This window comes from Candidatus Bathyarchaeia archaeon (assembly GCA_038883335.1).
Lineage (GTDB): Archaea > Thermoproteota > Bathyarchaeia > Hecatellales > Hecatellaceae > JAVZMI01.
The window spans coordinates 17,276-43,599 of sequence record JAVZMI010000005.1 but is presented as its reverse complement, the minus strand read 5'-3'; the positions used below and the strand labels follow the sequence as shown (position 1 = coordinate 43,599).

At 49.7% G+C, this 26,324-nt stretch carries 28 protein-coding genes and 2 tRNA genes; 14 read left to right on the top strand and 16 right to left on the bottom strand.

What is annotated here, in order from left to right:
- The first annotated feature begins 194 nt into the window (after positions 1–194).
- Positions 195–3,365 carry an isoleucine--tRNA ligase gene (ileS, locus tag QXJ75_03660; protein ID MEM3737167.1) on the top strand — a complete coding sequence of 1,057 codons (3,171 nt, stop codon included), beginning with the start codon at positions 195–197 and terminating at the stop codon, positions 3,363–3,365.
- Positions 3,366–3,381: 16 nt separating this feature from the next.
- Here ileS and QXJ75_03655 read toward each other — a convergent pair whose 3' ends face one another.
- Positions 3,382–3,549, bottom strand: coding sequence for a hypothetical protein (locus QXJ75_03655; protein MEM3737166.1), 168 nt, complete (start codon positions 3,547–3,549; stop codon positions 3,382–3,384).
- A 219-nt stretch (positions 3,550–3,768) separates the two neighbouring features.
- Here QXJ75_03655 and topA point away from each other — a divergent pair, with 219 nt between their 5' ends.
- From topA to QXJ75_03640, 3 genes are read left to right on the top strand one after another with little or no spacing between them, the layout of a single operon-like run.
- Positions 3,769–5,883: a DNA topoisomerase I gene (gene topA, locus QXJ75_03650; protein ID MEM3737165.1), complete on the top strand. Its 2,115-nt coding sequence runs from the start codon at positions 3,769–3,771 to the stop codon at positions 5,881–5,883.
- A gap of 8 nt (positions 5,884–5,891) precedes the next feature.
- Positions 5,892–6,101, top strand: a complete 210-nt coding sequence (locus QXJ75_03645) for a hypothetical protein (protein ID MEM3737164.1) — start codon at positions 5,892–5,894, stop codon at positions 6,099–6,101.
- A 46-nt stretch (positions 6,102–6,147) separates the two neighbouring features.
- Entirely contained in the window at positions 6,148–6,486 is a 339-nt protein-coding gene (locus QXJ75_03640; protein ID MEM3737163.1) for a hypothetical protein, read from the top strand.
- On the opposite strand, the gene QXJ75_03635 is transcribed toward QXJ75_03640, so the two are convergent.
- From QXJ75_03635 to larA, 6 genes are all read right to left on the bottom strand, one after another.
- Complete coding sequence (locus QXJ75_03635) at positions 6,483–7,199, bottom strand: AAA family ATPase (protein ID MEM3737162.1); 717 nt, start codon at positions 7,197–7,199, stop codon at positions 6,483–6,485. The two genes, QXJ75_03640 and QXJ75_03635, sit on opposite strands and share 4 nt — an antisense overlap.
- 171 nt (positions 7,200–7,370) lie before the next feature.
- The gene (locus QXJ75_03630) at positions 7,371–8,168 is read right to left on the bottom strand and encodes a sulfide-dependent adenosine diphosphate thiazole synthase (GenBank protein MEM3737161.1); all 798 of its coding nucleotides are present in this window, start codon (positions 8,166–8,168) and stop codon (positions 7,371–7,373) included.
- A 49-nt stretch (positions 8,169–8,217) separates the two neighbouring features.
- The gene (locus tag QXJ75_03625; protein ID MEM3737160.1) at positions 8,218–8,778 is read right to left on the bottom strand and encodes an NUDIX hydrolase; all 561 of its coding nucleotides are present in this window, start codon (positions 8,776–8,778) and stop codon (positions 8,218–8,220) included.
- Between the two features lie 187 nt (positions 8,779–8,965).
- Positions 8,966–9,565: a small multi-drug export protein gene (locus QXJ75_03620; GenBank protein ID MEM3737159.1), complete on the bottom strand. Its 600-nt coding sequence runs from the start codon at positions 9,563–9,565 to the stop codon at positions 8,966–8,968.
- Entirely contained in the window at positions 9,502–10,035 is a 534-nt protein-coding gene (rimI, locus tag QXJ75_03615; protein MEM3737158.1) for a ribosomal protein S18-alanine N-acetyltransferase, read from the bottom strand. The genes QXJ75_03620 and rimI overlap by 64 nt, the downstream gene beginning before the upstream one ends.
- Positions 10,036–10,205: 170 nt before the next feature.
- Positions 10,206–11,483, bottom strand: a complete 1,278-nt coding sequence (larA, locus tag QXJ75_03610; GenBank protein MEM3737157.1) for a nickel-dependent lactate racemase — start codon at positions 11,481–11,483, stop codon at positions 10,206–10,208.
- A 131-nt stretch (positions 11,484–11,614) separates the two neighbouring features.
- Here larA and QXJ75_03605 point away from each other — a divergent pair, with 131 nt between their 5' ends.
- From QXJ75_03605 to QXJ75_03585, 5 genes are all read left to right on the top strand, one after another.
- Positions 11,615–12,238: a phosphoribosyltransferase family protein gene (locus QXJ75_03605; protein MEM3737156.1), complete on the top strand. Its 624-nt coding sequence runs from the start codon at positions 11,615–11,617 to the stop codon at positions 12,236–12,238.
- A gap of 132 nt (positions 12,239–12,370) precedes the next feature.
- Positions 12,371–13,606, top strand: coding sequence for a cysteine desulfurase NifS (gene nifS / locus QXJ75_03600; protein ID MEM3737155.1), 1,236 nt, complete (start codon positions 12,371–12,373; stop codon positions 13,604–13,606).
- Between the two features lie 18 nt (positions 13,607–13,624).
- Positions 13,625–13,996, top strand: coding sequence for a Fe-S cluster assembly scaffold protein NifU (gene nifU, locus QXJ75_03595; protein ID MEM3737154.1), 372 nt, complete (start codon positions 13,625–13,627; stop codon positions 13,994–13,996).
- Between the two features lie 425 nt (positions 13,997–14,421).
- Positions 14,422–14,805, top strand: a complete 384-nt coding sequence (locus tag QXJ75_03590) for a hypothetical protein (protein ID MEM3737153.1) — start codon at positions 14,422–14,424, stop codon at positions 14,803–14,805.
- Between the two features lie 147 nt (positions 14,806–14,952).
- A complete protein-coding gene (locus tag QXJ75_03585) occupies positions 14,953–15,135 on the top strand; it encodes a hypothetical protein (protein MEM3737152.1) in 183 nt (60 codons plus the stop codon).
- Between the two features lie 43 nt (positions 15,136–15,178).
- On the opposite strand, the gene QXJ75_03580 is transcribed toward QXJ75_03585, so the two are convergent.
- Positions 15,179–15,299, bottom strand: a tRNA-Arg gene (locus tag QXJ75_03580).
- A 138-nt stretch (positions 15,300–15,437) separates the two neighbouring features.
- Between QXJ75_03580 and QXJ75_03575 the strand changes: the two genes are divergently transcribed.
- Positions 15,438–16,361 (top strand): NAD-dependent epimerase/dehydratase family protein, encoded by a 924-nt coding sequence (locus QXJ75_03575; GenBank protein ID MEM3737151.1) that lies wholly within the window; start codon positions 15,438–15,440, stop codon positions 16,359–16,361.
- A gap of 49 nt (positions 16,362–16,410) precedes the next feature.
- Here the strand turns inward: QXJ75_03575 and QXJ75_03570 are convergent, their stop codons facing one another.
- Entirely contained in the window at positions 16,411–16,914 is a 504-nt protein-coding gene (locus QXJ75_03570; GenBank protein ID MEM3737150.1) for a ribbon-helix-helix domain-containing protein, read from the bottom strand.
- An 82-nt stretch (positions 16,915–16,996) separates the two neighbouring features.
- On the opposite strand from QXJ75_03570, the gene QXJ75_03565 reads away from it, so the two are divergent.
- Entirely contained in the window at positions 16,997–17,752 is a 756-nt protein-coding gene (locus QXJ75_03565; GenBank protein ID MEM3737149.1) for a phosphoglycolate phosphatase, read from the top strand.
- On the opposite strand, the gene QXJ75_03560 is transcribed toward QXJ75_03565, so the two are convergent.
- The 6 genes from QXJ75_03560 to QXJ75_03535 form a co-directional block, all read right to left on the bottom strand.
- On the bottom strand, positions 17,687–18,568 hold the full coding sequence (locus QXJ75_03560) for an ARMT1-like domain-containing protein (GenBank protein ID MEM3737148.1): 882 nt from the start codon (positions 18,566–18,568) through the stop codon (positions 17,687–17,689). The two genes, QXJ75_03565 and QXJ75_03560, sit on opposite strands and share 66 nt — an antisense overlap.
- Before the next feature lie 8 nt (positions 18,569–18,576).
- Positions 18,577–19,263, bottom strand: a complete 687-nt coding sequence (gene tpiA / locus QXJ75_03555; protein ID MEM3737147.1) for a triose-phosphate isomerase — start codon at positions 19,261–19,263, stop codon at positions 18,577–18,579.
- Positions 19,256–20,353 (bottom strand): fructose-1,6-bisphosphate aldolase/phosphatase, encoded by a 1,098-nt coding sequence (gene fbp, locus QXJ75_03550; protein MEM3737146.1) that lies wholly within the window; start codon positions 20,351–20,353, stop codon positions 19,256–19,258. Before fbp ends, tpiA begins: the two co-directional genes overlap by 8 nt.
- A gap of 92 nt (positions 20,354–20,445) precedes the next feature.
- Positions 20,446–22,254 carry a ribosome biogenesis/translation initiation ATPase RLI gene (locus QXJ75_03545; GenBank protein ID MEM3737145.1) on the bottom strand — a complete coding sequence of 603 codons (1,809 nt, stop codon included), beginning with the start codon at positions 22,252–22,254 and terminating at the stop codon, positions 20,446–20,448.
- A 70-nt stretch (positions 22,255–22,324) separates the two neighbouring features.
- Positions 22,325–22,450 (bottom strand): hypothetical protein, encoded by a 126-nt coding sequence (locus QXJ75_03540; protein MEM3737144.1) that lies wholly within the window; start codon positions 22,448–22,450, stop codon positions 22,325–22,327.
- Between the two features lie 86 nt (positions 22,451–22,536).
- The gene (locus QXJ75_03535) at positions 22,537–24,003 is read right to left on the bottom strand and encodes a radical SAM protein (GenBank protein ID MEM3737143.1); all 1,467 of its coding nucleotides are present in this window, start codon (positions 24,001–24,003) and stop codon (positions 22,537–22,539) included.
- 178 nt (positions 24,004–24,181) lie between these two features.
- On the opposite strand from QXJ75_03535, the gene QXJ75_03530 reads away from it, so the two are divergent.
- On the top strand, positions 24,182–24,793 hold the full coding sequence (locus QXJ75_03530) for an L-threonylcarbamoyladenylate synthase (protein ID MEM3737142.1): 612 nt from the start codon (positions 24,182–24,184) through the stop codon (positions 24,791–24,793).
- Positions 24,794–24,803: 10 nt separating this feature from the next.
- On the opposite strand, the gene cgi121 is transcribed toward QXJ75_03530, so the two are convergent.
- A complete protein-coding gene (cgi121, locus tag QXJ75_03525; GenBank protein ID MEM3737141.1) occupies positions 24,804–25,388 on the bottom strand; it encodes a KEOPS complex subunit Cgi121 in 585 nt (194 codons plus the stop codon).
- Between the two features lie 148 nt (positions 25,389–25,536).
- Here cgi121 and QXJ75_03520 point away from each other — a divergent pair, with 148 nt between their 5' ends.
- Entirely contained in the window at positions 25,537–25,824 is a 288-nt protein-coding gene (locus tag QXJ75_03520; GenBank protein MEM3737140.1) for a Trm112 family protein, read from the top strand.
- Between the two features lie 58 nt (positions 25,825–25,882).
- Positions 25,883–26,001 (top strand) — tRNA-Glu (locus QXJ75_03515).
- Positions 26,002–26,324: the final 323 nt, after the last annotated feature.

The window sequence follows — 26,324 nt, the reverse complement described above, 5'->3', positions numbered from 1 at the left end:
TTTGACCGTGAACTCCGTCCCCCAACATTATAGCAGCGTAGTCGATAGTTGTATCTCTTCTATTTAGATTTTGGCTAGATCAGCTAATGTATCTTCATGCATCTTAGGCGAGTCTGAAATAGCTTTTATTTATACCTGCGTACATATAGCCGACCTACTGCTGTTAAGCTTCGTTCCATGCGGAGATGTTCAATGTGAGGAAGTTGAAGAACCACTATAACCCGGTCGAGATAGAGGAGGAAGTCCTTAGATGGTGGCGGAAGGAGAGCGTTGAGAAGCGCATTGAGGCGGCGAGGAAGGATGGGCCTCTCTTCCGTTTCCTCGAGGGCCCCCCGACCACCAACGGTCTTATGCATATAGGTCATGCCCGAGGTAGGGCGATGAAAGATGTGGTGCTACGGTTTAGGACTATGCAGGGCTACGATGTCTGGCGTAGGGCAGGGTGGGACTGCCAAGGATTACCCGTGGAGATCGAGGTCGAGAAGAAGCTAGGTTTAGGTTCGAAGCGGGACATCGAGAGGATTGGCTTTCAGAGGTTCGTAGAGGAGTGTAATAAACTAGTTGATTTTTACATTAGCAGTTGGAGAGAGAACTCTGAGAGACTGGGGTTGTGGCTTGACTATGATAACGCCTACCAGACCAGACGTGATGAGTATATAGAGACGGTGTGGTGGGCTCTTAAAAGAGCCTTCGATAAAGGTCTTCTTAAAGAGGACTTCAAGGTGGTTCCCACCTGTCCCCGTTGTGAAACTCCACTCTCAAGCCACGAAGTAGCTCAAGGATACACCTCCGTCAAAGACCCATCCATCTATGTGAAATTTCCGCTAGAAGGACGGGAGGGAGAATACATACTGATCTGGACTACCACGCCGTGGACGTTGCCTGGAGATGAGGCAGTCTCAGTAAATCCAGACTTTGATTATGCCAGAGTTAAGGTTAGCGGTGAAACTTGGATCCTAGCCTTAGAGCTGGTCGACCGAGTAATGACACAACTTGGAGTCGAGAAATATGAGATTGTTGAGACAGTCAAGGGGCGAACGCTTGTAGGGTTGAGGTATAGGCACCCACTCCTCGAGGAGACCCCTACCCATAGAGAGCACGTTACGCCGCCTGATCATACTATTGTATGCGGCGCCCATGTTACTTTAGAGGAGGGTACAGGTTGCGTCCACACAGCCCCAGCTCACGGTCCAGAGGACTTTGAAATCGGGAGAGAAACAGGCCTGACCCTATTCTGTCCTGTTGACCAGAGAGGGTGCTTTAAGGAGGAAGCTGGCAAGTATGCAGGCAAATTTGTCAAAGCGGCTGATCAGGAGATAATCTCCGACCTTAGGGCGAAGGGCCTACTTGTATGGTCGGGGGAGATAGAACATGAGTACCCGCTCTGCTGGCGGTGCGAGTCACCCCTCATCTATAGGGTTGACAGGCAGTGGTTCATCCGAGTGGACTCCATACGCCGAAGGATGATCGAAGAGAATGCCAAGGTAAACTGGGTTCCTGAATGGGCTGGTAAGAGCAGATTTGGGGAGTGGCTGGCTAATGCTGAAGACTGGTGTATAAGTCGGTCGAGAGTATGGGGGACCCCACTAAACATATGGCGGTGTGTTGGCTGTCAGAAAGTGGTGGCTGTTGGTAGTAGAGCAGAGTTGGAGAAGCTGGCTTTCAGGTTACCTGAGCGTCTAGAACTCCACCGCCCATGGATAGATGAGGTGGTACTCCGCTGTGAGGTTTGTGGGGGGGAGATGAGGAGGACCCCATATGTCCTCGATGTGTGGTTGGATTCAGGTATGGCCCACGCTGCGGCTGTAAACTATCCAAAGGATAAGAGCCTGTTCGAGAAGCTCTATCCCTACGACTTTGTGACCGAAGCTGTAGATCAGACACGAGGGTGGTTCTACTCCCTATTAGCTACAGGTGTGCTTCTCTTCGATAAAGCACCGTATAGGAGCGTCCTTTGCCAAGGTCACGTTGTGGACAAGTATGAACAGAAGATGTCCAAGTCTAAGGGGAACGTTGTATGGGCTAATGAGACACTCGAAAAGTATGGAGCGGACCTGATTCGAATTTACCTCCTAATGAAGGCCCCACCAGAAGATACGCTGATCTTCGACCCTGACGACCTAGAGCAGATCAAAAGGGTAATGTCAGTTCTCTGGAATGTATTCGTCTTCACCATCACCTATATGCTCCTTGACAATTTCAAACCTGAGGCTTGGCCTTTGGAGGCTGTAGAGGCTTATTTAGAGAACGAGGATAGATGGCTACTATCCAGGTGCCAGTCAGTGCAGAGGGAGGTAACTACAAGTTTAGAAAGCCTGCGGCTTCATAAGGCAGTCCGCAGCCTCCTTAATTTCGTAACAGAAGACATCAGCCGGTTCTACATTAGGTTGATCAGGAGGCGAACTTGGATAGAGGCGGAGGAGATGGGCAAGACTGCAGCCTACGCCACACTTTACTACGCATTATCGGTGGCGGTCAAGCTTATGGCACCTATAGCCCCCTATGTGACTGAGGAGTTATACCACGCCTTAACTGGTGACACTAATAGTGTCCACAGCTGTACGTGGCCACCTTTCAACGAGAAACTCTTTGATGCCAGACTGGAGAAGTATATGGATATCACCCGCGAGGCCGTTAAGGCGGCTCTTGCTGCGAGACAGAGAGGCAAAATGAAGGTGAGGTGGCCAATAAGAAAGGTTACAATAGTCCCTTCAAGCAGCGAAGCTGAGGAGGCTCTTCGCCGCCAAGCAAATATTCTGGCTAACCAGATAAACGCGAAAGAGGTGGAGGTTCAAAAACCAGGCTCTATACCGCCCTTTATAGAGATCGTCATCGAGCCGAGGTACGAGAGGCTTGGGCCGAGGTTTAAGGGCAGAGTTTCCGAAGTTAGTGAGGCTTTAAGACAGATGGGCGGCAAACTTGAGAAGAGGGTTGAGGAGCTAACCCTGAATGTTGGTGGTGAGGAGGTAAAGCTCACATCCGAGGACTTTGCCGTGAAGGAGAGCTTACCCAAACATGTTGTATCTGAAAGCTTCTCTTATGGAATAGTATACATTGACATAACGCTTACGCGTGAGCTTCTAGCAGAGGCTTTAGCGAAGGAGATCGTGAGAAGAGCTCAAGTAATGCGGAAGGAGATGCAGCTCAAAATAGAGGAATATGTCAATCTCACCCTCCAACCTCAAGAACAGGAAATCGTGGAGCTTCTCGAGATTATGAGAGAATATATTACGAGGGAAGTCAGGGTGAGAAGCCTTCAAATAACCCCTCCAGAGGGGGAGGTGGCTGTACCCTCCGGCTCATATGTGAAGGAGTGGGAGATTTGGGACGAGATAGTGAAGATTATTCTGCAAAGAGTCGACTGATGGTTAATTGCTCTTCTCACTCTTTATGGGCTGATATCTCTACATCTTCGATTCTGAAATTTAGTTTCTTTTTACAGGAGGGACAGATGCCGCCATATTGCTGAATGAACTCGTCAGCCTGCTTCAACTCTAAACCTCTATAGAAAAGGTGTCCACAATTACCGCAGACAACTATCTGAGGCATAGGGTGTACCTCCGGATATTTAAAAAATGAAGCTAAGCTGTTTTTAAACCTCTCGATGCCAATTTGGGCCATACCTCAGAGGGCAACTGTTGACAGCGAGTTCAGAATGGAAAACAAACAGGTTTGAGGAGGCATGCCCCTAGGGCAGACTATATCTAATTCTTAATTTCCTTTATGAAACATGTTATTTCAGAAAGAAAAGTGGCGCGGTGGGCTGAAGTGGGTTACACGCTGATCGTGGCAGAGAAGCCTGACGCGGCGAGAAGAATAGCTGAGGCTCTAGGCGAGGGGGAGAGGTTCGAGAGACGGGTAGAAGGAGGTTTTCCCTACTTCGAGGTGGTGAGAGATGATAGAAGAATTGTGGTTGTTCCTGCTTCAGGCCACCTTTACACAGTCGCTCAGAAGATTGGCGGGCGAAACTATTACCCAGTCTTTACATACAGGTGGGTTCCCAAGTATATGGCGGAAAGGGGAGCCTCAAAGACTAAAGGAATAATAAACCTAATCACGAGGTTGAGCGAAGAAGCTGACACTTTCATAAACGCCGCCGACTATGACGTGGAAGGAAGTTTGATAGGTTATACGATCTTGAAGTATGCATGTGGAGGGAAGGAAGAGGTGGCGAAGAGAATGAAGTTCTCCACTTTAACCACCGAGGAGCTACGGGCTGCCTACGACCATCTAATGCCCCACCTAGACCTCGAGCTGGTAGAGGCTGGGCGAACTAGACATGAGGTCGACTGGCTTTACGGGGTGAACCTCTCTAGGGCGTTGACCCTATCGGCCTCCAAGGTAAATAAAAGGCATACCACATTGAGTATCGGCAGGGTTCAGGGGCCGACTCTTAAGTATATAGTCAAGAGAGAGGCGGAAATTAGAAGTTTTGTTCCTACACCTTACTGGGAGATAGAGTCCACTGCTACTTTGGGGGATCGAGACTATCCTCTAAAGTTTGAGGAGGAGAAGGTTTGGAGGAAACGTGATGCCGAGGAGATCCAACGCCAGTGCACAGGTAAAACGGGAGTTATCATGGATGTGGAGGAAAAGACTGTTCAGAGATCTCCTCCAGAGCCTTTCGATCTTGGAAGCCTCCAGCGGGAGGCTTACCGCTTTTTCGGGTACTCCCCGAGGAGAACCCTTGACATAGCCGAGAGGCTCTACCTAGATGCTCTAATATCATACCCCAGAACATCCAGCCAGAAACTGCCCCCAACTATAAACTATCGTGGAATTCTCAGAGACCTCTCAAAGAACGCCGCGTATGCGAAGAAGGCCGAAGTCTTGCTGGCGGCACGGGAGTTGAAGCCCAACGAAGGTAAGAAGGAGGATGCAGCCCACCCGGCAATATATCCAACTGGTAAGCCGCCAGCGAGAGAGCTAACCGGTGAAGAGACAAAACTATATGACCTCATAGTGAAACGCTTCATGGCTACTTTTGGCGCCCCAGCTGTAAGACTCAGCCAGAAGGTGACCATAAAATTAGGGAACTACAACTTCTTCCTCAACGGTAGGCGTATCTTGGCGGAAGGATGGACTGCCTTCTATGAACCTTATGTTGAAGCTGAAGAAGTAGTAATCCCGTCTTTAAGTGTCGGGCAGGAGGTCAAGTTGAAGAGCGTAAAGGCTATACAACGTTATACCGAACCTCCTGCGCGTTATAACCCTGCAAGCCTTTTGAAGGAGATGGAAGATAATGGAATCGGAACTAAGGCTACTAGAGCTCAGATCATCGACACCCTCTACGAAAGGGGGTATATCTATGGGGAGAGAATTGTGGCAACCGAGCTTGGCTTCACAGTCATAGATGCGATAGATAAATACTGCCCAGAGGTAACCTCTGCGGAGATGACCCGCGAACTCGAGGCTAAGATGGATGACATTGAAAAAGGGGTCGAGGACGGCGTGAGTGTGCTTGTAGACTCTGTGGATAGATTAAAGTCAGTCCTTGCAAGACTAAAACTCCACGAAGTGTACTTAGGGGCTGACCTTGCCGAGGCGATAGAAGCTGAAGCTCTTAGAAAAAGAACCGTTGGGCCTTGCCCTGACTGCAGGACTGGGAGCCTGCTCATTTTAAGGTCGAGGAGAACCGGTAAGAGGTTCATTGGATGTACAAATTACTTCAAAGGTCTCTGTAGTAGGGCTCTCCCGATACCTCAGAGAGCTAAGGTAACACCAACTGATAAAACCTGCAAAACCTGTGGGTGGCCTCTACTCGCTATTAAATGGACTGGCCGCCGTCTCTTCCACAGCTGCATAAACCCTGAATGCCCCGCCAAGTCAGCTGAGCGGGGCGAAAAAGGCGAAACAGTAAGCCGACCGAGCACCCAAAGGTAAAATTGTATATGAACTGTTCTATTTGCGGTAGGCCCAGCAAGAGCACCTACTGTGAGAGACATGAGACAGCTTACAGGAACCTCGTAGAAAGGTTTAAGGACTGGAATGAAGCCATGGAGATCACTTGGGAGAGGTTTCTAGAGGAAGTAAAGTTGAACCCTAGTACTGGTATATGGGCCAGAGAGGTCGCCATGGATGTCTCCAAAAAAAGAGTCTAAATATTATGAGAAAGTAAAAGCTCTGTCGTCCTTTGGGCGCATAAATGTGTCCGTATCGGTTGTGGCGGCACTTGTGATTGGGGGGGTTATCTTTCTCTTCGGTGGGGGTTTGTACATAATCGTCGCCCAGCCTCCATTCTTCGTTGCCTTCCAAGAAGGCTATATTTTCTTCACACCTTACGAGCTAAGCTCCCAACTCATATTTGAAGGCATGATCTCAGGCTTTCTCATATGCTTAGGAGTACTGGGATGCTATGTAATACATAGAAGCCAGCGAAGCCTAACAAACCCTAGGCTGGCCGCGATGCTGTTGGTGACAGGCATCGCGTTGATTCTAATCGGAGCATTTGGCCTCGAGGCGCTCATGCAGATTAAGTTCAGCTAGGAGTCAATCCCCTCTAGGCCGCGTTCAGTGAGCCGCACATAGCAGAATGGGGGCTGGAGTTGAACTTTACCCCCATACTTTTCCAAGAGAGCCAACTTCACGTTGGGGGCTGCGCTAGGCTTCAAGTGTATGATATCAGTTGCCCAGTATCGAAGAGCCCTAGCTGCAACCGGTTCGACTCTTTCGTCGAGTAGGTCGTCGGCGGGTACTTTGCGCACATGACTCGTAAGGAGGGCAGGTATACCGCAGCTCTTGACTGTGTTAGTAATATAAGCGAGCTGCCTGTTTAATTCCTTACTCAAAACTACCGCCTGCTCTAGGTTTGTGATTTCTAAGCGGTAAAGTCTGCTGATGGAATCTACGACTAAGAGACCCCTCCGTCCTGCTGTCAGACGGTCGAGGGTCTCGAGCAGAGCTGTCTGCTCATAGAAGTTGCTCGGGGAGAAGATGTAAATTAGCTGCGCCACCTCATCCAGGCATCCGGCGGCTATTTGCCTCAACCTTTCAGCTGGAAGGCATCCGTCGGCATCTATGAAGAAAGTCGCCCAACCCCTCCTCCCAGCGGTTACTGCACATTGAATAGCTAAACTCGTCTTACCAGCCCCAGCCTCACCATAGACTAGCAGGATACCACCCTTTGGGAGACCACCCTTCAGCAGCCTGTCTATAGGGACACTCCCAGTAGGGAGCCTATGCACTGCCACCTTTGGCATGGTGTACACAACATTTATGGATGTTATTTATCCGATCTTCAGCTTTACTACCGCGGGCGCACCTAATGCACTTTGGGACAGGACACATTACAACCTATCATGTGCAGACCGCATACAGCCACTGGCTGGATGCGAAGTGGGTAAACCATGGGTTGTATCCACGCCAGCCTTTTATCCTTTAGGTCTGACCTTCTCGGCTACGAGCTCAGCCACCCTACGCCCGGAGAGTAGCATACCCCCAAAAATGGGTCCCATCCGTGGGGTCTGGTGGAGGGCAGCTACAGCCATTCCAGCGGCGTAAAGCCCTGGGCAGACTTCACCAGTATTTTCTACCAGCACACGCTCAGCGAGGGAAGCCCACATGGACTTCTCCCCAGGAACAGCCAGTTTGAGTTCAGGAATTTTACGGGAGGCTATGGTGAGAACCTCAGCATCGTGACCTGTACAGTCGATAACCGCTTCAGCCTTCACCGCGAGGGGGTCTACGTGGAGACCAGCCATAGCTACGGCGCTCCACTGAACTACGACGCCAGATACGTGTAAAGGATTATTTCTGTACACTAAGTCATTAACCGCCACTCCGAGGATTATCTTCGCCCCGGCGTCAAGAGCACCTGTCGCCAGCCGCGCAATCATCTCCGACGCATCTACCAAGAAGATCCCGTCCTCAACCCGCGTCAATCTGCAGCCGAGTCCCTCCAGTATCTTCTCAGCAGGCGACTGGATGACAAGCTTATGGAAGAGCATCCCGCCACCCCCAGTCCCGCCCCCAAAGGATAACTTCTTTTCGAAGACTACCACCTTCAAACCTTTCTTGGCTAGGAATCTTGCAGCTGTAAGGCCGGATGGACCGGCTCCGGTTACGACGACGTCGGTCTCAGCTATGCCAACCCAGTCCTCAGCTGACTTCTCAACGATGAAACGTGTGATTGCGCTCTCATCAACATCTCTAAGTTTATCGTAGGACAAATTAGAAGCCTCCGAGCAGGGTCGATTATATGTGCAGCTTCTCTTATTTCTACTTTCTCGTACTTAGCCTAAGATTGGCGCATAGTATTCCTATCATGGAGAGACTATCTCGAATGCGCCCTGACAGCACCATCCCTAGTGCCTCATCGATGTCACATCCTCTAACCTCAACTATAAACTCCGACTCACCACAACCGGCTGAGATGGGCTCACACCTTTCCAAGTCTTCACCGATGAATAGATGGGCTGTCTGGACAACAGACATGTTCGGGTGGTATGTAGCTAAATGCGTTAGCTTCCCCGCAGAGTAACCTGTCTCCTCCCGGAGTTCCCTCTGAGCTGCATCTTCAACGGTTTCCTGTGCTTCAACCACACCCGTAGGTATTTCCCAGCTGAAGAACTTGTATCTATACCTATACTGCTTCACTAACAGTATCCTCCTATTATCGAGGAAGGGGACTACTCCGATACAGTTCATAGTCGGCAGATCTGCCTTTACGACTGTGAAGGTGGTGACATTCCCGTTAGGCAACTCAACCCTATCTTCCTCGACCGAGAATCTCTGGTTACTATAGATTACCCTTGTATCCAGTGTTCTCCAAGCTGACACTAGGAGAACCCTCCAAGAGAAATATTTAGGACGCGTATATCTCTGTTTAGCTGAGCAACCCCCATGCTGGGTAGCCAAGCTAGGAGTTAGAAACGTGAAGATACATTCTCAGAAGCTTTAGACAAACAAGTTGACTATTGGAAGCAGTAGTTAATTGAGCACATCTGGGCGCCAGCTACGCTTGCATTCAGGTCAGTAGCCATCCTAAAGGGGTGGAAATGATTAACATCACAGTGGACGCTATGAGCGCGCCGATCAATATCGAGAGAAACGCTGCCTTCTCCCTTATGCCCAACGCAAAGGCGGCAAGGTTAGCAGTCCAAACTCCAGTAGCTGGAAGAGGCACTGCTACAAATACGGCTAAACCTATAACGCCATACTTCCTCATGTAGGGTCGAACTCTCATAGAAACCCGCTCTTCATGGCGACAATACCACCTTGCAAAACTACCGAGAATAGAGTTCCGTTCAGCCCCTGCCTCAGCCTTTCTCCTAAGAAATAGCTCAAGCCGACCCAGTGAGAACCAGAGAACCGCCGCTATGAACATGTTACCTGCAGTCGATATGGTGAAGTTAACCCATGGGTCGATGCCTGCAAGTGTCCCATAGATTATTGCACCTCTAACCTCCGAGACCGGTGAGACTGAGAGAGCAAATACTATCAATAAATCGTAGAGAGCGTCCAAGGGTTCTTCGGTTTTCTCCTGTGTTACTGGGCGTAAATCTACTCTCGAGGATTGGTCAGCTGCTGTTTTTTCTCTGCTGAAAGTATGATGCTCATCAGGCAAGCATCCTCCCCGTCTAAGTAGTATCCAGGTATGCACCTAGTAACCTCATAGCCGAATTTTCTGTAGAGATTCATAGCTTTAGTGTTGCTCTTCCTTACTTCAAGGAAAGATTCACGGCACCCATACCGTACCATTCCCTCCAAGGCTGCAGCAAGTAACCTACTCCCTAGACCCTTCTCTCTATGTTCGTCCATAACGGCTAAGGAGACAAGATGGCCTTTCTTCACAAACCTGAACCTCTTAAACTCCGATAGGCCAGACTCAACCCTGCACAGTACATAGCCTACTACCTTTCCATCATATTCAGCCACGAGGAAAGTCGCAGGGTACGACTTGTGGAGGTCGAGGAAGAAGCTAGATGTATAATGTTCTGGAAGGCATTTACGATTTATAGCCATAACAGCCTCTAGATCCTCCTCCCTGAACTTCCTTAACTTATACGCAGAGGAAGAACCAGCCTTAGAACTCATAAGTTGCTCCACCGTTTATCGGCTTTTAAGAGCTTACCCGAGGTATTTAAAATAACTCTTTTTCACCTCAATGCAGGAGAGGCACCTTGGAGGATACACTCGACCTTCACGGCGATGCCAACCTTGCAGGCACATCGACTAAAGCCATGATGTGTGTAAAACTTGTTTTTTTATCCCGGGGCTATTTGCGATGGCTCTGCCGATCGCAATCTAGGTAGAGTGAACTGCCCTCGAGGGACAACCCAGACCTTAGCCTTCCTACCCGCCAACCTGAAAGCCGTTTCTAGAGCCTCATCAGTACACCTCACGCTCTTGAGTTTGAAGACACCGGTAGTCATAAACTCTGGCATTGCTGACAATGCGACTACCCTAACTTTCTGTAGTGTCCTTAGCAGAAGATACGCGGCGCAGAGTTCCGGGGTAAAGCTCTTTCTCACAGCCTCTCGAGCGTCCTCAAATGATCTGAACTGAGTCATCCACCTGTAAAAGCTGACGTTCCCATGCCCATTAGAACACTCTGCAGCCAACACCACTACACCACCATCTCGCACGATCGCCAGTACGTTTTCTAAACTATTGATCGCGTTATAGAAGCTATCATCGTAGGGGTAGCCCCCTGGACTGATTACCACTATGTCTGACTTTGAGTCCACTGTAGCCCCAAGGGTTTCGGCAAGAAACTTTGCACCCTCAAGGAAAGCTGGCTCCAATCCACCTGCAAACGCCTTCACAATTTTACCGGCGTCGTCGGTTACAGCGTTAAGTATAAAATTCACACCTGCCAATTTAGCTGCCTCTACCATGTCGAGATGGACTGGGTTCTTTTCTAGGTTTCCAACTTTGCAGTTAGGATCAGTTATGAGGCTTCGGTTGTGTTGGATAGTTTTAAACCCGCTGACGGCTAGAACTCCTGCCCTACCGCCACTGTAACCAGCGTAAGGATCAAGCCCAATCTCGCCGATCAACACCTTAAAGTCAGCCTCCGCGAACGCTCTGTTTAATACGACGCGAGTCTTGTAACTAGTGACGCCGACTTCCACAAGCTCTGCGGTGTTTGGGTCGTGGGCAAGCTTCACTAAACCACCCAAATCGCCTACTTCAAGACTCGAAGACCTATCCGGCGAAGGTTGTGACCTTTGACCGAAGATTATGGTAATAGCCGACTCTGAGATGCCGCCGCTCTTCAATTCGTCAATAACTTTTGAGAGCATTAGCTGGCTTAGATGCATATTAGTTGTTGAATCGACGACTACTGCGACCTTTCCTCCGGATCTTACAATCTCTCGCAGCCTCGGACTCCCCTTAGGATTCTCCAAGGCGTATTTTATTTCCGCTTCAGGATCCGGTGCAGCGGGTTTGAGTTGAGGCTCAATTGTGCCCAGAAAATTCTCCGCGGAGATCGTTAGACAGATCTCCGTCTTCCCATAAGGAAGCCAAACCTCAACCATTTAGATTTCCTTACCTTCGTTGGAGGTGTAGACTCATCAAGCTATCATTAGCTGTTCATTTAACTTTTCCGATAGGTTTAGTGAGAAAACCTTAAACGCATTACAGCCTCCTTCTCATGGAGGTGTGATGAGTGAATAAGACACGAATCGAGACGGCAAAGAGTTTCTCCCAACTCTTATGGCGGACAGGCACAATAAAATTCGGAGCCTTCACATTAGCCAACGGAAGTTTGACCCCATACTACATTGATCTCAAGGTGATCCCAAGCTTCCCCAGCGCGTTTAGAGAAGTCATTAGAATCTACATCAACGAAGCTGAGAATGTTGGCACCTCAAACTATGAGGCTATTGCGGGAATGCCTCCAACAGGTCTGATTTTCGCCTCGGTTGTAGCATACGAACTTGGTAAGCCGGCTATCTATCCTCGCAAGGAGGCGGTGGAATGGCGCGGTAAGAGGATCACGGGAGTCATAAAGCCCGGTGAGCGGGTATTGATTATCGACGACATAATCACTACCGGGAAGTCTATTCTTGAGACAGCTGAAATTGTGAGGGCTGAGGGTGGTGTAGTGGAGGATGCAATCGTCCTACTAGATAGAGAAGAGGATGGTGTCACAAGTCTCTCCCTTAATGGGATAAAGTTACATGCCTTCACCAAAGTGAGAGACGTGGCCGAGGCGCTCTATGAGCTACAAGAGATCTCTGAGGAGCAGAGGGATGCAATCCTTAAGCAGGTCCGGAGACAGACACAATAAGGTTGAGGTAGGTTTTTAGGTAGTCTAATAAAGCCTATAACGTAGTTATATAGCTGGGAGAACATAAGTGGTGAAACCAACCCTGCGGCGGGATAGAGTTTGAGTGAAGCTAAGCCTGTTAGACGCGTCTACATGGATCACGCCTCTACAACCCCAGTCGACCCTGAAGTGATCGAGGCAATGTTACCATACTTTGCCAGTCGATTTGGGAACGCCTCAAGCCTACACTCTTTTGGCAGAGAGGCACATCAAGCTCTAGAGGATGCGAGGAGGAGAGTAGCCGACCTCATCGGTGCAAAGACGGAAGAGATAATCTTCACTTCTGGTGGAACTGAAGCGAACAACCTAGCAATCAAGGGCATCGCATACAAAAACTGTAATAAGGTGGTGCGATATCCCAACGGGCCTCATATAATTACCAGCCAGATAGAGCACCCCTCAGTCCTGGAGACCTGTAGATACTTAGAGGGCTGCGGCTTCAAGGTGAGATACCTTCCAGTGGATAGGGAGGGAGTCGTAGATCTCCAGGCACTTGAGGACTCGGTGGGGGAGGGTACAATCCTCATCACTATAATGCATGCCAACAATGAGATAGGAACTATTCAACCGATCGAAGAGATTGGGAAAATAGCCAAGGAGAAAGGTGTCGCCTTCCACACGGACGCAACTCAATCATGCGGCAAGGTGCCAATCGATGTCGAGGGAATGCAGATCGACCTACTCTCTATCTCCGCCCATAAGATGTATGGGCCGAAGGGAGTCGGCGCCCTTTATGCTAGGCGTGGTGTGGCCCTCGATCCTCTGATCCACGGTGGAGGGCATGAGCGCGGGATGAGATCTGGGACTGAGAACATTGCGGGAATAGTTGGCATGGGTAAGGCTGCAGAGCTAGCTAAGGACAGGTTTAACAGCGACGTTTACCGGTTAGCGATATTAAGGGATCGGCTGATAAATGGGATCCTCAACAATGTGGAGGAGTCCTATCTTAACGGTCACCTAACCATGAGGCTGCCGAACAACGCTCATTTCCGGTTTACAGGGATTGAAGGTGAGTCTTTGGTACTCATGTTAGACGTGGAAGGAATCGCAGCCTCCACGGGGTCAGCCTGTTCCTCTAAGAAACTTGAGCCCTCCCACGTCCTAATGGCAATAGGGCTGAATGAGGTTGAGGCACATGGCTCACTCAGACTTACACTTGGCAGGGGAAATACCCAAGAAGATGTGGAGTATGTACTTGAGAGACTGCCGAGGGTTGTTGCTAGGTTGAGAGAAATCTCACCGCTGTGGCGGCGAGAGCTTGACATAGATAAGTGGAGGAGGAGGATGGAGGTTGAGGGTCGGCGGAGTAAAGAAGTGGAGTTAAAGTGAGTAAGGAGGATTTGGTGCATGTACAGTGAGAAGGTTATGGATCACCTCCGCAACCCTAGGAATATGGGTGAGATCCCAGATGCGGACGGCGTTGGAACCGTTGGGAACCCTATTTGCGGAGACCTCATGACCATCTACATAAAGGTTAAGGATGGACGACTGGATGATGTGAAGTTCAAGACGTTTGGCTGTGGAGCTGCGATAGCTACTAGCAGCATGATTACGGAGATGGCTAAAGGGAAAAGCATAGAAGAAGGCCTGAAGATTACGAGGGAAGACGTAGCTGAGGCACTCGACGGGCTCCCACCCATCAAGATACACTGCTCCAATTTAGCTGCTGAGGGACTTCATGCCGCCATAAGAGACTATCTCCAGAAAAAGAAGACATAAGGTTAACAAATCAACCAGATACGGCTAAAGCTGAAAAGCCGCCGCAGGTAAACTTGCTAAGAGTTAAGGAAACTTTGCAGGTCACACTTTCGTGGAATCCGCCCCTCTTAATGGTAAGTACCCTCGAAGTCTAAGACTGGCTGGCCGCGTGAGGCCTATTCCTTCACATTTTAGACTCCAAGTTTCGAGGGCTCTAGACTCCGGCATTATGCCAATAAGGCAACCTGGCGAGGATGCTGCTGGCCTATTTGCGAGGAAGAATTGATGTTCAGGTCCTTTGCCTTATATTTAAATTCCGACACATAATAATTGTCGCCGAGATGTATAGAGAGTATTGTGGCAGTGGATCTTCGAAGTTGCTACCTGCTGTATTCTTACTCGCCGGGCTATTTATCGGTGGAGCGGTAAGTTATTGGGTGTTCACGGTGATTCCAGAGGCTACCTCCGATATCAAAGAAATAACGATAATAGACGCGACTATAAAAGAGATGGGGAGCGCTCAGCTGAAAATCCCGATCATAAACAACGACCCAAGCAAGGGGCACAATTATACTGTAACTTTCCAAACTGACCCCAGCCTATCGGTTTATGTTGGGGATACCTTACTACCGAGAAGGGACAATAGCTTCAGTCATACCTTCTATTTGGATTCAGGAGATTCAGCAACGAAGAGTTATATCATCCGTGTGGGTATCCTGCCTGAAACTACAACCTCCGTCTCATTTAAAATCGCAGTTAGCGTATATCTAGACGACGAAAGTGAGCCCATCGCAAAGAAAAACGTCGAGATCACCGTAAAGAAGCAGTAACCGCGCGACTTAAAAAGTAAAACTGGCAGGAGCGGGTGGAAGCTACCAGATGCAACTTGCTCGGCTCTCCAGCTGAGCTGTGAAAAACGAACTATTTTTAGCCAACACCATCTAAAGGAGATGAAACTTAGCGAAGAGGCGCATTGAATGGGTAAAATCCTGCTCCTCGTGGCTTGGTTAATAGATGAGGCGGATAAGGAAACCAACGAAAGCTTAGCGGAAGAGATAGAAAGGGAGTTGAAGGACGCATCAGTTCAGATTCCGTGGGTGGACTGTAGCAGGATAGAGAAAGTTATGGTTATAGACGCCCAAACATGGGAGCAGGGTTAAATTTTGAACATCCCATTTGGAGACTCTGAATAAAGATTTTTAGCGGGCCCGAGGGGATTTGAACCCCTGATCTTCGGCTCTCTTCCGAGGTCTACGTCCGGAGGCTTCCGTCCGGGTCCACATTTAAGCCGGTCAACGTCCTATCCAGACTGGACCACGGGCCCGCCGACATGGGCTAGTGGAACTGACACATCTCTTATTCAGTAAAGTAAACATTAATTATAGCGCTCACCTACCTAAAAAGGCACTCGCCCCTTAACAACCCGTAAGAGGTTAAGTTTTGGTTGTAGCTGGTGTAATCTATGGATGTTCTAGTTACTGGTGGCGCCGGGTTTATAGGTTCAAACCTGGTTGAACGGTTGATTGTGGAGGGACACAACGTTACTGTTCTAGACAACCTGAGCACTGGAAGCCTGTCCAACCTTGAGGCTTTTCGAGGCGAGGTCAGGTTCACTCAGGACTCATGCCTGAACATAGGTGAGGCTGCGCCTAGAGGCGTGGGGGCGGTTTTCCATCTTGGTATGCCCTCCTCGTCGCCCATGTATAAGGCGAACCCAAGCCTTGTAGGTGAGACTGTGAGTGAAGCCGTAGCCGTATTCGAGTATGCTAGGCGACATAACGTGGGAAAGGTGGTGGTGGCAAGCTCCTCAAGCCTGTACAGTGGGCAACCTCCACCTCACCACGAAAGCCAACCCATCAAGGTCTCAGACTACTACACTGAGACACGTTTAACCGTCGAGAGACTGGCTGAACTGTACAGTAAACTTCACAGGCTAAACATAGTCGTATTACGGTTTTTCTCAGTATATGGGCCCCGAGAGGAAGCTAAAGGCAAATATGCGAACATCATAAGCCAGTTCATTTGGGCCCTCCAAAAGGGTGAGATGCCTCTAATATACGGCAATGGGACACAGACCCGCGACTTCATCCATGTCAGAGACGTGGTGGAGGCGTGCATGTTAGCTTTGAACTATAGGGGAAGCTTCGACATATTCAATGTGGGAACCGGTAAAGCCTACACATTTAACCATGTGGTTGAACTTTTGAACGGGAAGATGAACCTCAACGTTAAGCCTGAATATGTTATCCCGAATCCTATAGGGAACTATGTGGAACACACCCTAGCCGACACGAGGAAGGCAGAAAAGAAACTAGGCTTCAAAGCCGAAATCAGCCTAGAAGAAGGCATAGATGAACTTCTAAGATTCTACTCTACTCAAAAATGATGCAACCCAGTTTATACCTCTCACTGTAGGTTTTACTGCTTATCCAACTCTACGCGACTAGTTCTCGGTTTATCCACCAAGCTCTTTTCTTCCCCATCCTACTTGACGCGTAGAAGCTGACAATGGGTCTCCCAAGCTTCTGAATCGACCTCTCTTGTATCTTCTTCAACCTATTTAGCACCAGCCAGCGGTTCTCTTCCAACCCTCTCGCAACCTCGGGCGTCGTCAGCCCATCCTTCTGGAGCAGTAGCTCAATTATAGCCCTATCCTTCTCGTCCTCACAGTAGGCGTATGGGTCTACACGCTTTCCATTGTAGCTGAGTAATTCTAGGCTGGCGAGAGTTGACTTGATTCCAGCTAAGTCCTCCTCCAACCGTCTCATCCGTTCCTCCAGCCTCAGAAGTGGATTTGGCTTAGGGGTTCGGCTGAGCTTCTCTATGATTGCTTCCCTGATAAACTCGCTCCGCTCCCCTTCAGGGACTCGTAACTGTAGCTCCTCGAAGATTTCCTTAGGGAGTTTCAGGGTGACTGGCACAGGCTCCGAGCCGGCCATTTTGACAACACCTACACGTTGTTTCCGAATAAATATATGAATTCAATCTCAGCATTACTATTTAACCTAGAGGGCTGTTGGCTTGGTCAAGGTAAGCTACTTCGCTGTCGATGTGGATGGAACTCTAACCGACGCAGACTCGAAGCTTGAACTGGCGGCTATTAGTGAGGTTAGGAGACTGGAGAGCCGCGGGTATAGGGTAATCTTGACGAGCGGCCAATGTTTCCAAGCTTTAGCTACCCTCTCACGGTACATTGGAGCCTGCGGCATAACAGTCGGTGAGAATGGGGGAGTGATCGGCAGAGGACTTGAAATAGTCGATGTTCTAGGCGACAAAAGGAAGGCCCTGGCCGGCTTCAAAATTCTGAGAAGCAAACTTGGAGAAGGGGTCAAACGAAAACCTTCACTTCCAAGATCTGTTGATATAGTCTTGGAGAGAACCTTCGATGTGAACCTCGGAAACATGATCCTTTTGAGGGAGAAGGCTGGCGCACGCATCTTCGATAGCGGCTTCGCCTACCACCTCCTCTCTGACGGTGTCGATAAGGGTGCAGGTTTGAGGAGGGCTGCTGAACTCTTTGGGTTCGACTGTGGGGAAGTTGTAGCTGTTGGGGATGGTCTGAACGATATAGAACTATTCAAAAGCGTGGCTTATAGTGTAGCCTTGGCCAACGCGCCTCAAGAAGTTAAAAGAGCCGCGGACGCGGTTGTGATTGGAAGTTATGGTTCAGGTTTCTGCGAGGCTGTCCAGTTCATAGCGGAAAAGTTCGGCTTAAAGCTTTCTAAGGAGGGCCACGTTGGAGCCTCTAACAACCCCCAGACTTCTAGCCACTGGTAGACATTTAGCTTTGAGCAGGAAGAGAACCTGTTTCCCACAGCCTTCAAGCTCAGTCAAGGTCTCATAGTTTCCCATACCTTTAGCGACGACTAAGTCGGCTTCGAGGAAACTCATCCGAGCCTCCTCCGAGACCTCGTCAAACATGAAGCCTACGCCATCTGTGCCTGTGGTGATGAGTTCATCGGCATTTTTGTCGACACCAACTTCCAGAGCTTCATTAAGAGTTGCGTCGTTTAGGACAGGTGCGCCCTTCACAGCCACTGTTAGCGTTGCGCCAAGAGATTTTAAAACTCTCATGAGCGGGATGTCAAGCACTATCTCCCCCGCATTGTCGGTTAAGAAGAGGACCCTCCTCGCGGTCTCAGCCCTAGTGAATGCCTCTAAGGTTTGGTCAATGGTCAGGCTGGGAATCTTTAACGCAGTCTCAAGGTTTTCAAACTTAAAGTTATAGCCGGCTACATCGAACTCGACAGAGTTCGCAACTACTGAGATTGAGCATGCTATCTTGAACCGTTCAGACTTCAAGGAAGTCTTCTCAACGAGGTCTTCGACTGTAGGGAGTAATTTTAACGCTCTCTCGTTGGCAAGCTTCTTGAGCTCGACGTAGGGGTCTCTTCCAAGTGTCTCCTTGACTATTCGGTCCCGTAGTGTCCCTATGTGGGCTGGGATGGCATTGGCGCTATATTCACTGCCAACCATCTTTGAGAGCTTTACCATAACATCTAGTAGAAGGTTTTGATCCTCTGTAACATAGCTTGCTTCCTTGTAACCTCTCTCCACGATGCAAGGGAGACACTTCGCTGCAACTTTCATCATTCACCCTCCTATGCTCTCTTGGCGGAATTCGCCATCTCCTCTAGAACGCTGCGGGGGTCGGCGGCTTTAATCACTCCGCTAGCTAAGAGAACCCCCTCCGTCCCTAACCTCAACGCCGCGGAGACATCCTCACCCTTCGAGATGCCAGCACCGCATAGAACTCTAACCTCCGGCCTCGTATACTTCACAGCCTGAACTGCGGCTTTCACGATCTCCGGCTTAGCTTTCGAGACTGGGATGCCTGAGCCTATAAGTTCCGGGGGCTCTATGGCGATGAAGTCCGGCCTGAGATACGCTATATTACTGCAGACCTCCGGCTTGTCTGCGCATACGACTGTGACTAAACCGACCTCCCTAGCTCTCTCAACGCATACTTTGAGATCCTCGAAAGGTAGCCTACGTTCAGAGTGGTTAAGGAGAGTCCCTGCAGCACCCGCCTCTCTCACAGCCTCTGCGAGGATATGGCCGGTGTGGCTTCCGGGCTTTATGGGGTCTATATGTTGTGCAAGGATGGGGATTGAAACGTAGCTTGTTACGGCGTGAAGGTCAGTCAGCTGTGGGGCGGCAGCCACAGTGACACCTGTCACACGGCTGACTTCCTCACAGGTCTTGGCTAGATGGACGGCTCTGCCACCGGTGGCCTCGATGTATGTCTTGAAGTTTAGGATGATAATCGGTGTCCTGAGGTTAGGCACTTTTGAATCTATCCTTAAGCTTGTCTAAAACTTTAGGGAGTGTGGTGTACTCCATCTCTTCAGGCCCTAGCCTATGGGGCATGAAGGGCCCGTGCCTGCGGAGATAATCCGCGACCTCGTTAGCCATAGCCCTAGCCCTATCGAAGGCTGGATCGTCGAAGAGATCTGCTGGGCCTTCGAGCTGGGCGTCATGAACTTGGAAGCCCAGCGCTATAACCCTCGGTGGGCCGTCAAATCTGGTGCACCGCGCATTCTTTAGCGAAACAGGCATCAGAGGGCCGTGGTGGGAACCCCTCATCCATCCTGCGACGATCTGGGGAAAGGCGTAGGGCTCTAGAACCTCTCCGACGGCGGGTAAGCCATGTTGCGCCCTCACGATGCATACAGGGTCATCTTTACCAACATACCTACCAGCGATGAGAGAGAGCCTGCTTGTGCTGGCAACAGCGGCAAGGAGTCCATCTCTTCTGTAGACCCTGCTTATACAATATCTGCCAGGTGTTCCTATCAGTGCCAGAAGCTCATATAGTTCTGCGGGGCATCTTAGTTGAACTTCCTTATGTTCGAATACATCCATCACCACGAAGTCAAAGCCGTCGTGGAGAGCGGGGTCTATGACCAACCCAGCCGTGTTGAAGGGGTCTGCGAAAGTCTTGTAGAGAGGGTAATTCCAAGCGCCCGGTTCAGTCTTATCGGCGGCGAAGACTACAATGGGCTCGGCGGCTCTTTCGTCAAACTCAACCTCCGCCACGCCGGGACCCATGCCCTTAATGTTCCCGGAGAATGCCTCTACTAGAAGGTCTTGACCCGCAGCATATAGCTTGAGAGGTTTTGATACTTTTTCGGTCACCTCTTTGAATACATTCCAAGCAAACTCGTGGATCTGAGGGTTATTCTCTCCCCGCTGATGGCTCATCAACAGTTCTAGGTCATCCCCACAGTTGAAAACGCGGTAATCAACTATAAGGCCCCCCATTTTCGCCTCCTCTAAGAGCTTTTCAGCGTGAGCCAACTGTTTAGGGTGGACCACATGGTGGCCCGCCAGACTTCCCACATCAGCCTTGATGAGGCTAAGTGTCGTTCGAGTCATATATTTCACCAGAACTTTCTAAACATGACAAATGAGTAGTCAAAGAGGGAGGGACTGTATTTATCTTTTGCTAATAGTGAGAATCTTAAGTCTCACTCAGCACTCTCGGCTCTAGTTGAGATGTAATAGTATTCACCCACCTCTTTCTGCCACCTGTCTAGACGCGAGTCTAGCTTGTTCACCCGAGGCCTTCCGCTGGTCAGGTCTCGCCTGAAAGTCATACCTAACTCTCTAAGGAAGAAGTTCATTCCATCTCTCAGTGTCATCGGCTCATACGCGCAGCCTTCAACCCCCGGCAAACCCGCGAAGATAACCAACCTGTCTGCCACAAAGTCCTGTAATACAACGTCATGCTCCACAACTATAGCCGCTGCTCCTCTACTTTCCACCCTTCTCCTAATGACCCGCGCAACTGCAATTCTCTCCTCTACGTCCAGAAAAGCACTCGGCTCATCGAGAAGGTAGAGGTCAGCCTCCCGAGAAAGACAAGCCCCAACAGCAACCTTCTGCAGCTCCCCGCCACTCAGTCCTTGAACACTCTTGTCGAAGAGCCTATCCAATTCAAGCGGTTGCAGTATCTCCGATTTATAGTGGCCAGTCTCAAAGTTTTCTCCAGCAATCTCCCTGAGGAGAGCCTCAACATTCCCTCTATAATCAACCGAGATATACTGAGGCTTATAGCTCACAGTAACCTCTTTCCTAGTAGGCGGCGTCCCTTTTGAAGGTGCCTCTACACCAGCTAGGAGTTTCACGAAAGTTGTTTTCCCTATTCCGTTGGGACCCAGAACACCTACAACCTCACCCTTACGAATCACCCCAGCCTTAACCTTCAAGTTGAAACCTTCATAGTTTTTTTCCATCTCACCCCACTCGAAAATGGCCTCCGCCGCCCACCACCCTTCAGTGGGGGGTTTAACGTGAAACTTAACCGGCTCATCTCTAAACCTCATATTATCATCAGGTAAGTAGCCGTCGAGGTAGATGTTTATCCCAGACCGAACACTATGCGGGTGTGAGACGATACCGAATACACCAGGCTTACCGTAGAAGACACATACCTTGTCTGAGAGGTAGTCAAGCATAGCTATATCGTGCTCCGCCACCAACACAGTCTTTCCATCTCCAACTAGACTCCGAATAGTCTTAGCTGCGTTGACCCTCTGCCTCACATCCAAATAGCTGAAGGGTTCGTCGAAGATGTATACGTCAGCCTCCCGGCAGATTGCAGCTGCTACCGCTAGCCTCTGACACTCTCCCCCAGAAAGCACCTCCACTGGTCTCCTCGAGAGACCATTTAGCTCAAGAAGCCTCATGACTTCTGCAGCTTTGCCCCTTTCATCTAGGGCGTTAATTACTTCGCCTACCTCGCCCTTCACCCTACGGGGTATAGCGTCGACGTATTGCGGCTTATGAACTACCTTTAAGCGTTTATCTCTGATGCGGCTAAAGTAGTTTTGGAGAAGTGAACCTCGGTAGTAGCTTATGATCTCCTCCCAGTCTGGAGGTTGATCTATCCGACCGAGGTTAGGTTGAATCTCCCCTGAAAGGATTCTCAACGCAGTCGTCTTCCCTATCCCATTCTTGCCTATAAGCCCAGTAACCATCCCGGCAGACGGAACCGGCAGCCTATATAGTTTGAAGGCATTTCGACCATACCTATGGCTACACTCCCTCTCTAGCTCCTCGGGTAGATTCACGATCGCCAAGGCTTTGAAGGGACACTTCCTAACACATATACCGCAACCGGAGCACAAAGCCTCTACTATAACCGGTTTCTCCTCTCCAGCCTCAAACTTGATCGCGTAGATTTTATTCCTCACCATTGGGCAGACCCTGAAGCAGAGTCTGCCACAGTCTTCAGGTCTACACCTATCCCTATCGAGAGTTGCTACCCTCACCAAAACAGACACATTCAGTTATAGCTCGTTTTTTGTGGAGGTGTAAGCTTGTTGGAGCTAAAAGTGGTTGATGCTACCACTCTTCTTCCTCTTCGAAAGACTCCTCCTCGCCCCACTCCTCTTCTTCGCCCAGATCCTCGTCAGCAGCCTCTTCTTCGCTGAAATCCTCCTCTTCCGCGGCACCATCATCTAAGAGCATAGATTTACCCCCGAAACAACACTCTCTTCTGAGAATGAGAGGATATACTTAAAATTTTCGTAGAGGCTTAAGGGTTCATAATTTCCCTAACTCTCTCGCTGCCCACCTAAGCTTGTAGCAAACTTCTTCTCAACTATAGGTCTATGGATCGTGTTGTAGGAGCAGAATGGTCTAAGGGTGCCGTCTGGGAGACCGTAATGGATGCAACAACGTTGAACCCGTTCCAGATCGAAGTTGTAGGGATCCATAAAATGCATCATCCCAATCATCAACATGCGGTAGTGTAGATCAGCGAGAGATTTGTAGGAGCCTGTCTTCAAGATCGGAGGCAATAGCTTACGCAGGAGCCCCCCCTTAACGTATCGTAGGGAGGAGAGCATCCGCATTTTAGCCCTAGTCTTATGGCCGGCTTCGGCTGTTGCATATACTTTCTCCATGACACCCATGAACTTCTCAATATTGCCATATCTGGTGATCGGCATTATGTTTCCATCGTCCTCAACGAACATATATGTCGCCATCCCGCAGTGTGGGTGAGCTGTGAACTCGACGTAGCGGTGATCCCTCAAAGCCCCTATCGCTCTCGACATCGGAACCACGAAAGGCACAGGGTAAAAATCCTCAGCCTTCACCTTACCTCCACTCTGCGCCTCAATTAATTTTATAGCGTCAGGTATAGTGATCCGCATATCATTGAGTTTAGACTTGTCAATCCTCCCACAGATCGAGACTGGCTGAATGTTCACACACCTTACAACATCGAGATTCTCCAGAGCGAAACTTACTATATCCCAAAGCTGGTGATCGTTCACTCCCCTTATTAGCGTTGGAACAAGTATCACGGCGTCGAACCCAATCTTCCTACAGTTCTCGATAACTTGAAGCTTAAATTTGAGCAGATCGGCGCCGCGTGTAGTCAAATATATCTCCGGTGTTACTCCGTCAAACTGGAGGTATATGGCGCATGCTCCAGCCTCCCACAACTCTCGGCAATAATCTAGACTCTTAGCAAGTCTGATTCCGTTCGTGTTCACTTCGACGTGATGTATTCCCCTTTTCTTTGCGTAGGCGATAAGTTCGGGGAGATCTTCCCTGAGAGTTGGCTCGCCGCCGCTGAACTGAAGCCCGGGAGGCTTAACTGGCTTATTTGAAGCGAACCTGTCAATGATTGCCTTGAGTTCTTCGGTCGAAGGCTCATAAAGGTATCCTGCAGCACCAGCATGGGCGAAGCAGAAGGGACATTGGAGGTTGCAACGATTAGTGACGTCGATTATACCTAGCGCCGTATGCGATCTATGTTCATCGCAGATGCCGCAATCGAAGGGGCACCCCTTACTGCGTTTAGTCTGGGGGTTATGTAAGCCGTCCCCAACATGTTCGAACCTCTTCGCTCTCAAATACATCTCATAATCAGACCAGTAAACATCCTTGAAGCCCCCGTGCTCCTTGCACTCTTTAGTAATGTATACAATGTTATTCTCTTCGCATAGAACCGCATCCACGACTTGGAGGCATTCCGGGCAGAGGCTCTTTGTATTACCTATTACGTTCAATTAGCCACCACAGCGAGATAATGAGTAGGCACCTACAAATCTAAAAAGGTTTTCCAGCCGAAAATATGAGAACGAGGTGACCCTTGGTTAGCTGTGACAGTTTTGGAAGCCGGGTAGGTGGTTGGATTTCAAAAAGTTTTTACATTAACACCTACAACCTCAACGTGGGTTGCCGAAGATGAGGGCCCCTATTCTCAGGGTCAGCGAGGAAAGTTTGGAGAGGGCGGCTGGAGTTGTTAGGGGAGGGGGGCTAGTTATCTACCCTACAGACACAGTCTACGGGCTAGGTTGCAACCCTTTTGATGAGCCGGCTGTCACGCGGCTTCTTAAAGTGAAAGGTAGAGTTGACAAGCCCCTGCCCATCCTCGTCGGCAGCCTAGAAGATGCGGCTGAGTTAGCTGAACTGTCAACCGTAGCCTACAAGGTGGTGGAGAGGTATTGGCCGGGGGCACTTACGCTGGTTGTGAGGGCCAAGGTCAAACTTCCAGGCATTAAACTTGGTAGTGTAGGTTTAAGGATGCCTGGGCATAGGGTTGCCTTGAAGTTGATCCGTCTATGTGGCGGCAGTCTTGTGGGGACCAGTGCGAACATAAGTGGCATGCCTTCTCCCTTGACGGCGGAGGAGGCGGCTTCTCAGCTTGGCGATAAGGTCGATTTAATCATTGATGGAGGGAGAACCTCCCTCGGTTTAAGTTCCACGGTCCTCGACCTGACGGGAGATCGACCTAAAGTTCTGAGGGCTGGGCCTGTCGCTCCAGCTGAGCTTCTTAGGTTCTTGTGTGTGGAGTAGACTGGTGGCTTTATGATCTCACAGTTAGAAGAGCCATTTTCTCGATGATAAGGTTTGTCAAGAGCTCAGAGTCTTTGATGTTTCCGATTCTCTCTGTCTCCAGCTCTAGCGAGGTTATATTATAGGTGTCCATTAGTTTTCTCAGTTTATTGGGGTGTACCTCTAGAGCTCCTTCGTCGACTCTGCCTCGGCTAGCTTCGCGGATTACACCTAGAGCCTCTTGGAGGTTCAGGGTAGAGTCCCCTATGAGGATGGATGCGATGGCTCTTGTCTCAGCCTTGACCCCAATTAACTCCACTGCTTTCTGTATCTGCCTCTGCGTGGAGGCGTATAGCATGATCTCCACTGCTAAAGATTTGGAGATGTTGTAGCCATGGTCTAGAGCGTAGAGGGCGTTCAGAAGTGCGAACTCGATGTGTCTCCTTCCAGCGATTACCTCAGCGTCGAGAAGTTGCACATCTAAACCTTCAAGCCGCTCCCTGACGACTCTAATTAGGGCATCTGGATCTACGGCTTTGACCTCAACAAGGCAGCTCACTATGTAACTCTTACCTTCGCGCTCAAGCCGCTTATTTAGGTATCTTTCAACAGTCACATGTCCTTCGCTCTTTTTTGCCGCTGAAGGTGGGGTTGGAGGTATAATTTGTGTAATTTGTGAGTATAGATTTAATGTTTGCCTGCGGTATGTCTGTGAGAAAAATTCTTATGGTTTAGGGTTTAACTTTTAATGGGGGCTTCTAGGTGTGAAGAGGAAGCTGATGGACTTCCTGGCTTGTGCTATGTGTAAGTCACATCCTCTTGAGCTCTACGTCTTCGTGGAGGGGGAGGAGATAGTGGAGGGGTTGCTAGTCTGCCCTAACCCTGAGTGTAGAATGTGGTATCCTATCATTGAGGAGATACCTCACTGCCTCCCCCCAGACCTTCGCCAAGATAAGGACGACCTAGAATTTCTGAGAAAGTGGAAGAGTCAGATACCTGAGAAAGTCCTCAAGGAAGGCCGCCCATTCAACCTTTCAGCAGAGATGGGTTGAAGGCTACGCGGCTGGAGAATAATCCTTAATAGCTTTGAGAGTGAAACATCGGAGTAGGGCTCCGGTAGTCTAGTCCGGCCAACCTTTCATGGGCTACGGATGTAGGCCTCTCGAGCCTGCGACGCGGGTTCAAAGCATAGAGGATTGCTCTATGGGAAAATCCCGCCCGGAGCACCAAACAAGCATCAGAAGATGCGGATACTCGACCATTCACATGTAGAGCTCTATAGCGGGGCATGCTGCATTGTGGAGATAGCTGTCTCCTAGTGGAGTTTAGCCCTAGCATCCACTTCTAAACAGTGCTGGCTAAAAAATCTACGGTCTTTTTATGCTGCAGCAAACTAGCACCATGCCCCTTTCAATTCCCTTTGTTGGGATTTTCGCTATGCATCCTTTCCCGCAACAAAAACACGCCCAATCGCAACCAAAGGCTTTCAATTCCCTTTGTTGGGATTTTCGCTATGCATCCCGACCTCAGACGCGGCTTATCCAGCAAAGAT

Coding starts and splice junctions, on each gene's coding strand:
- QXJ75_03655 (MEM3737166.1), bottom strand. CDS start 3,549: ATGCCTCAGATAGTTGTCTGCGGTAATTGTGGACACCTTTTCTATAGA.
- QXJ75_03645 (MEM3737164.1), top strand. CDS start 5,892: ATGAACTGTTCTATTTGCGGTAGGCCCAGCAAGAGCACCTACTGTGAG.
- QXJ75_03635 (MEM3737162.1), bottom strand. CDS start 7,199: ATGCCAAAGGTGGCAGTGCATAGGCTCCCTACTGGGAGTGTCCCTATA.
- rimI (MEM3737158.1), bottom strand. CDS start 10,035: ATGAGTTCTAAGGCTGGTTCTTCCTCTGCGTATAAGTTAAGGAAGTTC.
- larA (MEM3737157.1), bottom strand. CDS start 11,483: ATGGTTGAGGTTTGGCTTCCTTATGGGAAGACGGAGATCTGTCTAACG.
- nifS (MEM3737155.1), top strand. CDS start 12,371: ATGGATCACGCCTCTACAACCCCAGTCGACCCTGAAGTGATCGAGGCA.
- nifU (MEM3737154.1), top strand. CDS start 13,625: ATGTACAGTGAGAAGGTTATGGATCACCTCCGCAACCCTAGGAATATG.
- QXJ75_03585 (MEM3737152.1), top strand. CDS start 14,953: ATGGGTAAAATCCTGCTCCTCGTGGCTTGGTTAATAGATGAGGCGGAT.
- QXJ75_03575 (MEM3737151.1), top strand. CDS start 15,438: ATGGATGTTCTAGTTACTGGTGGCGCCGGGTTTATAGGTTCAAACCTG.
- QXJ75_03570 (MEM3737150.1), bottom strand. CDS start 16,914: ATGGCCGGCTCGGAGCCTGTGCCAGTCACCCTGAAACTCCCTAAGGAA.
- QXJ75_03560 (MEM3737148.1), bottom strand. CDS start 18,568: ATGATGAAAGTTGCAGCGAAGTGTCTCCCTTGCATCGTGGAGAGAGGT.
- fbp (MEM3737146.1), bottom strand. CDS start 20,353: ATGACTCGAACGACACTTAGCCTCATCAAGGCTGATGTGGGAAGTCTG.
- QXJ75_03540 (MEM3737144.1), bottom strand. CDS start 22,450: ATGCTCTTAGATGATGGTGCCGCGGAAGAGGAGGATTTCAGCGAAGAA.
- QXJ75_03530 (MEM3737142.1), top strand. CDS start 24,182: ATGAGGGCCCCTATTCTCAGGGTCAGCGAGGAAAGTTTGGAGAGGGCG.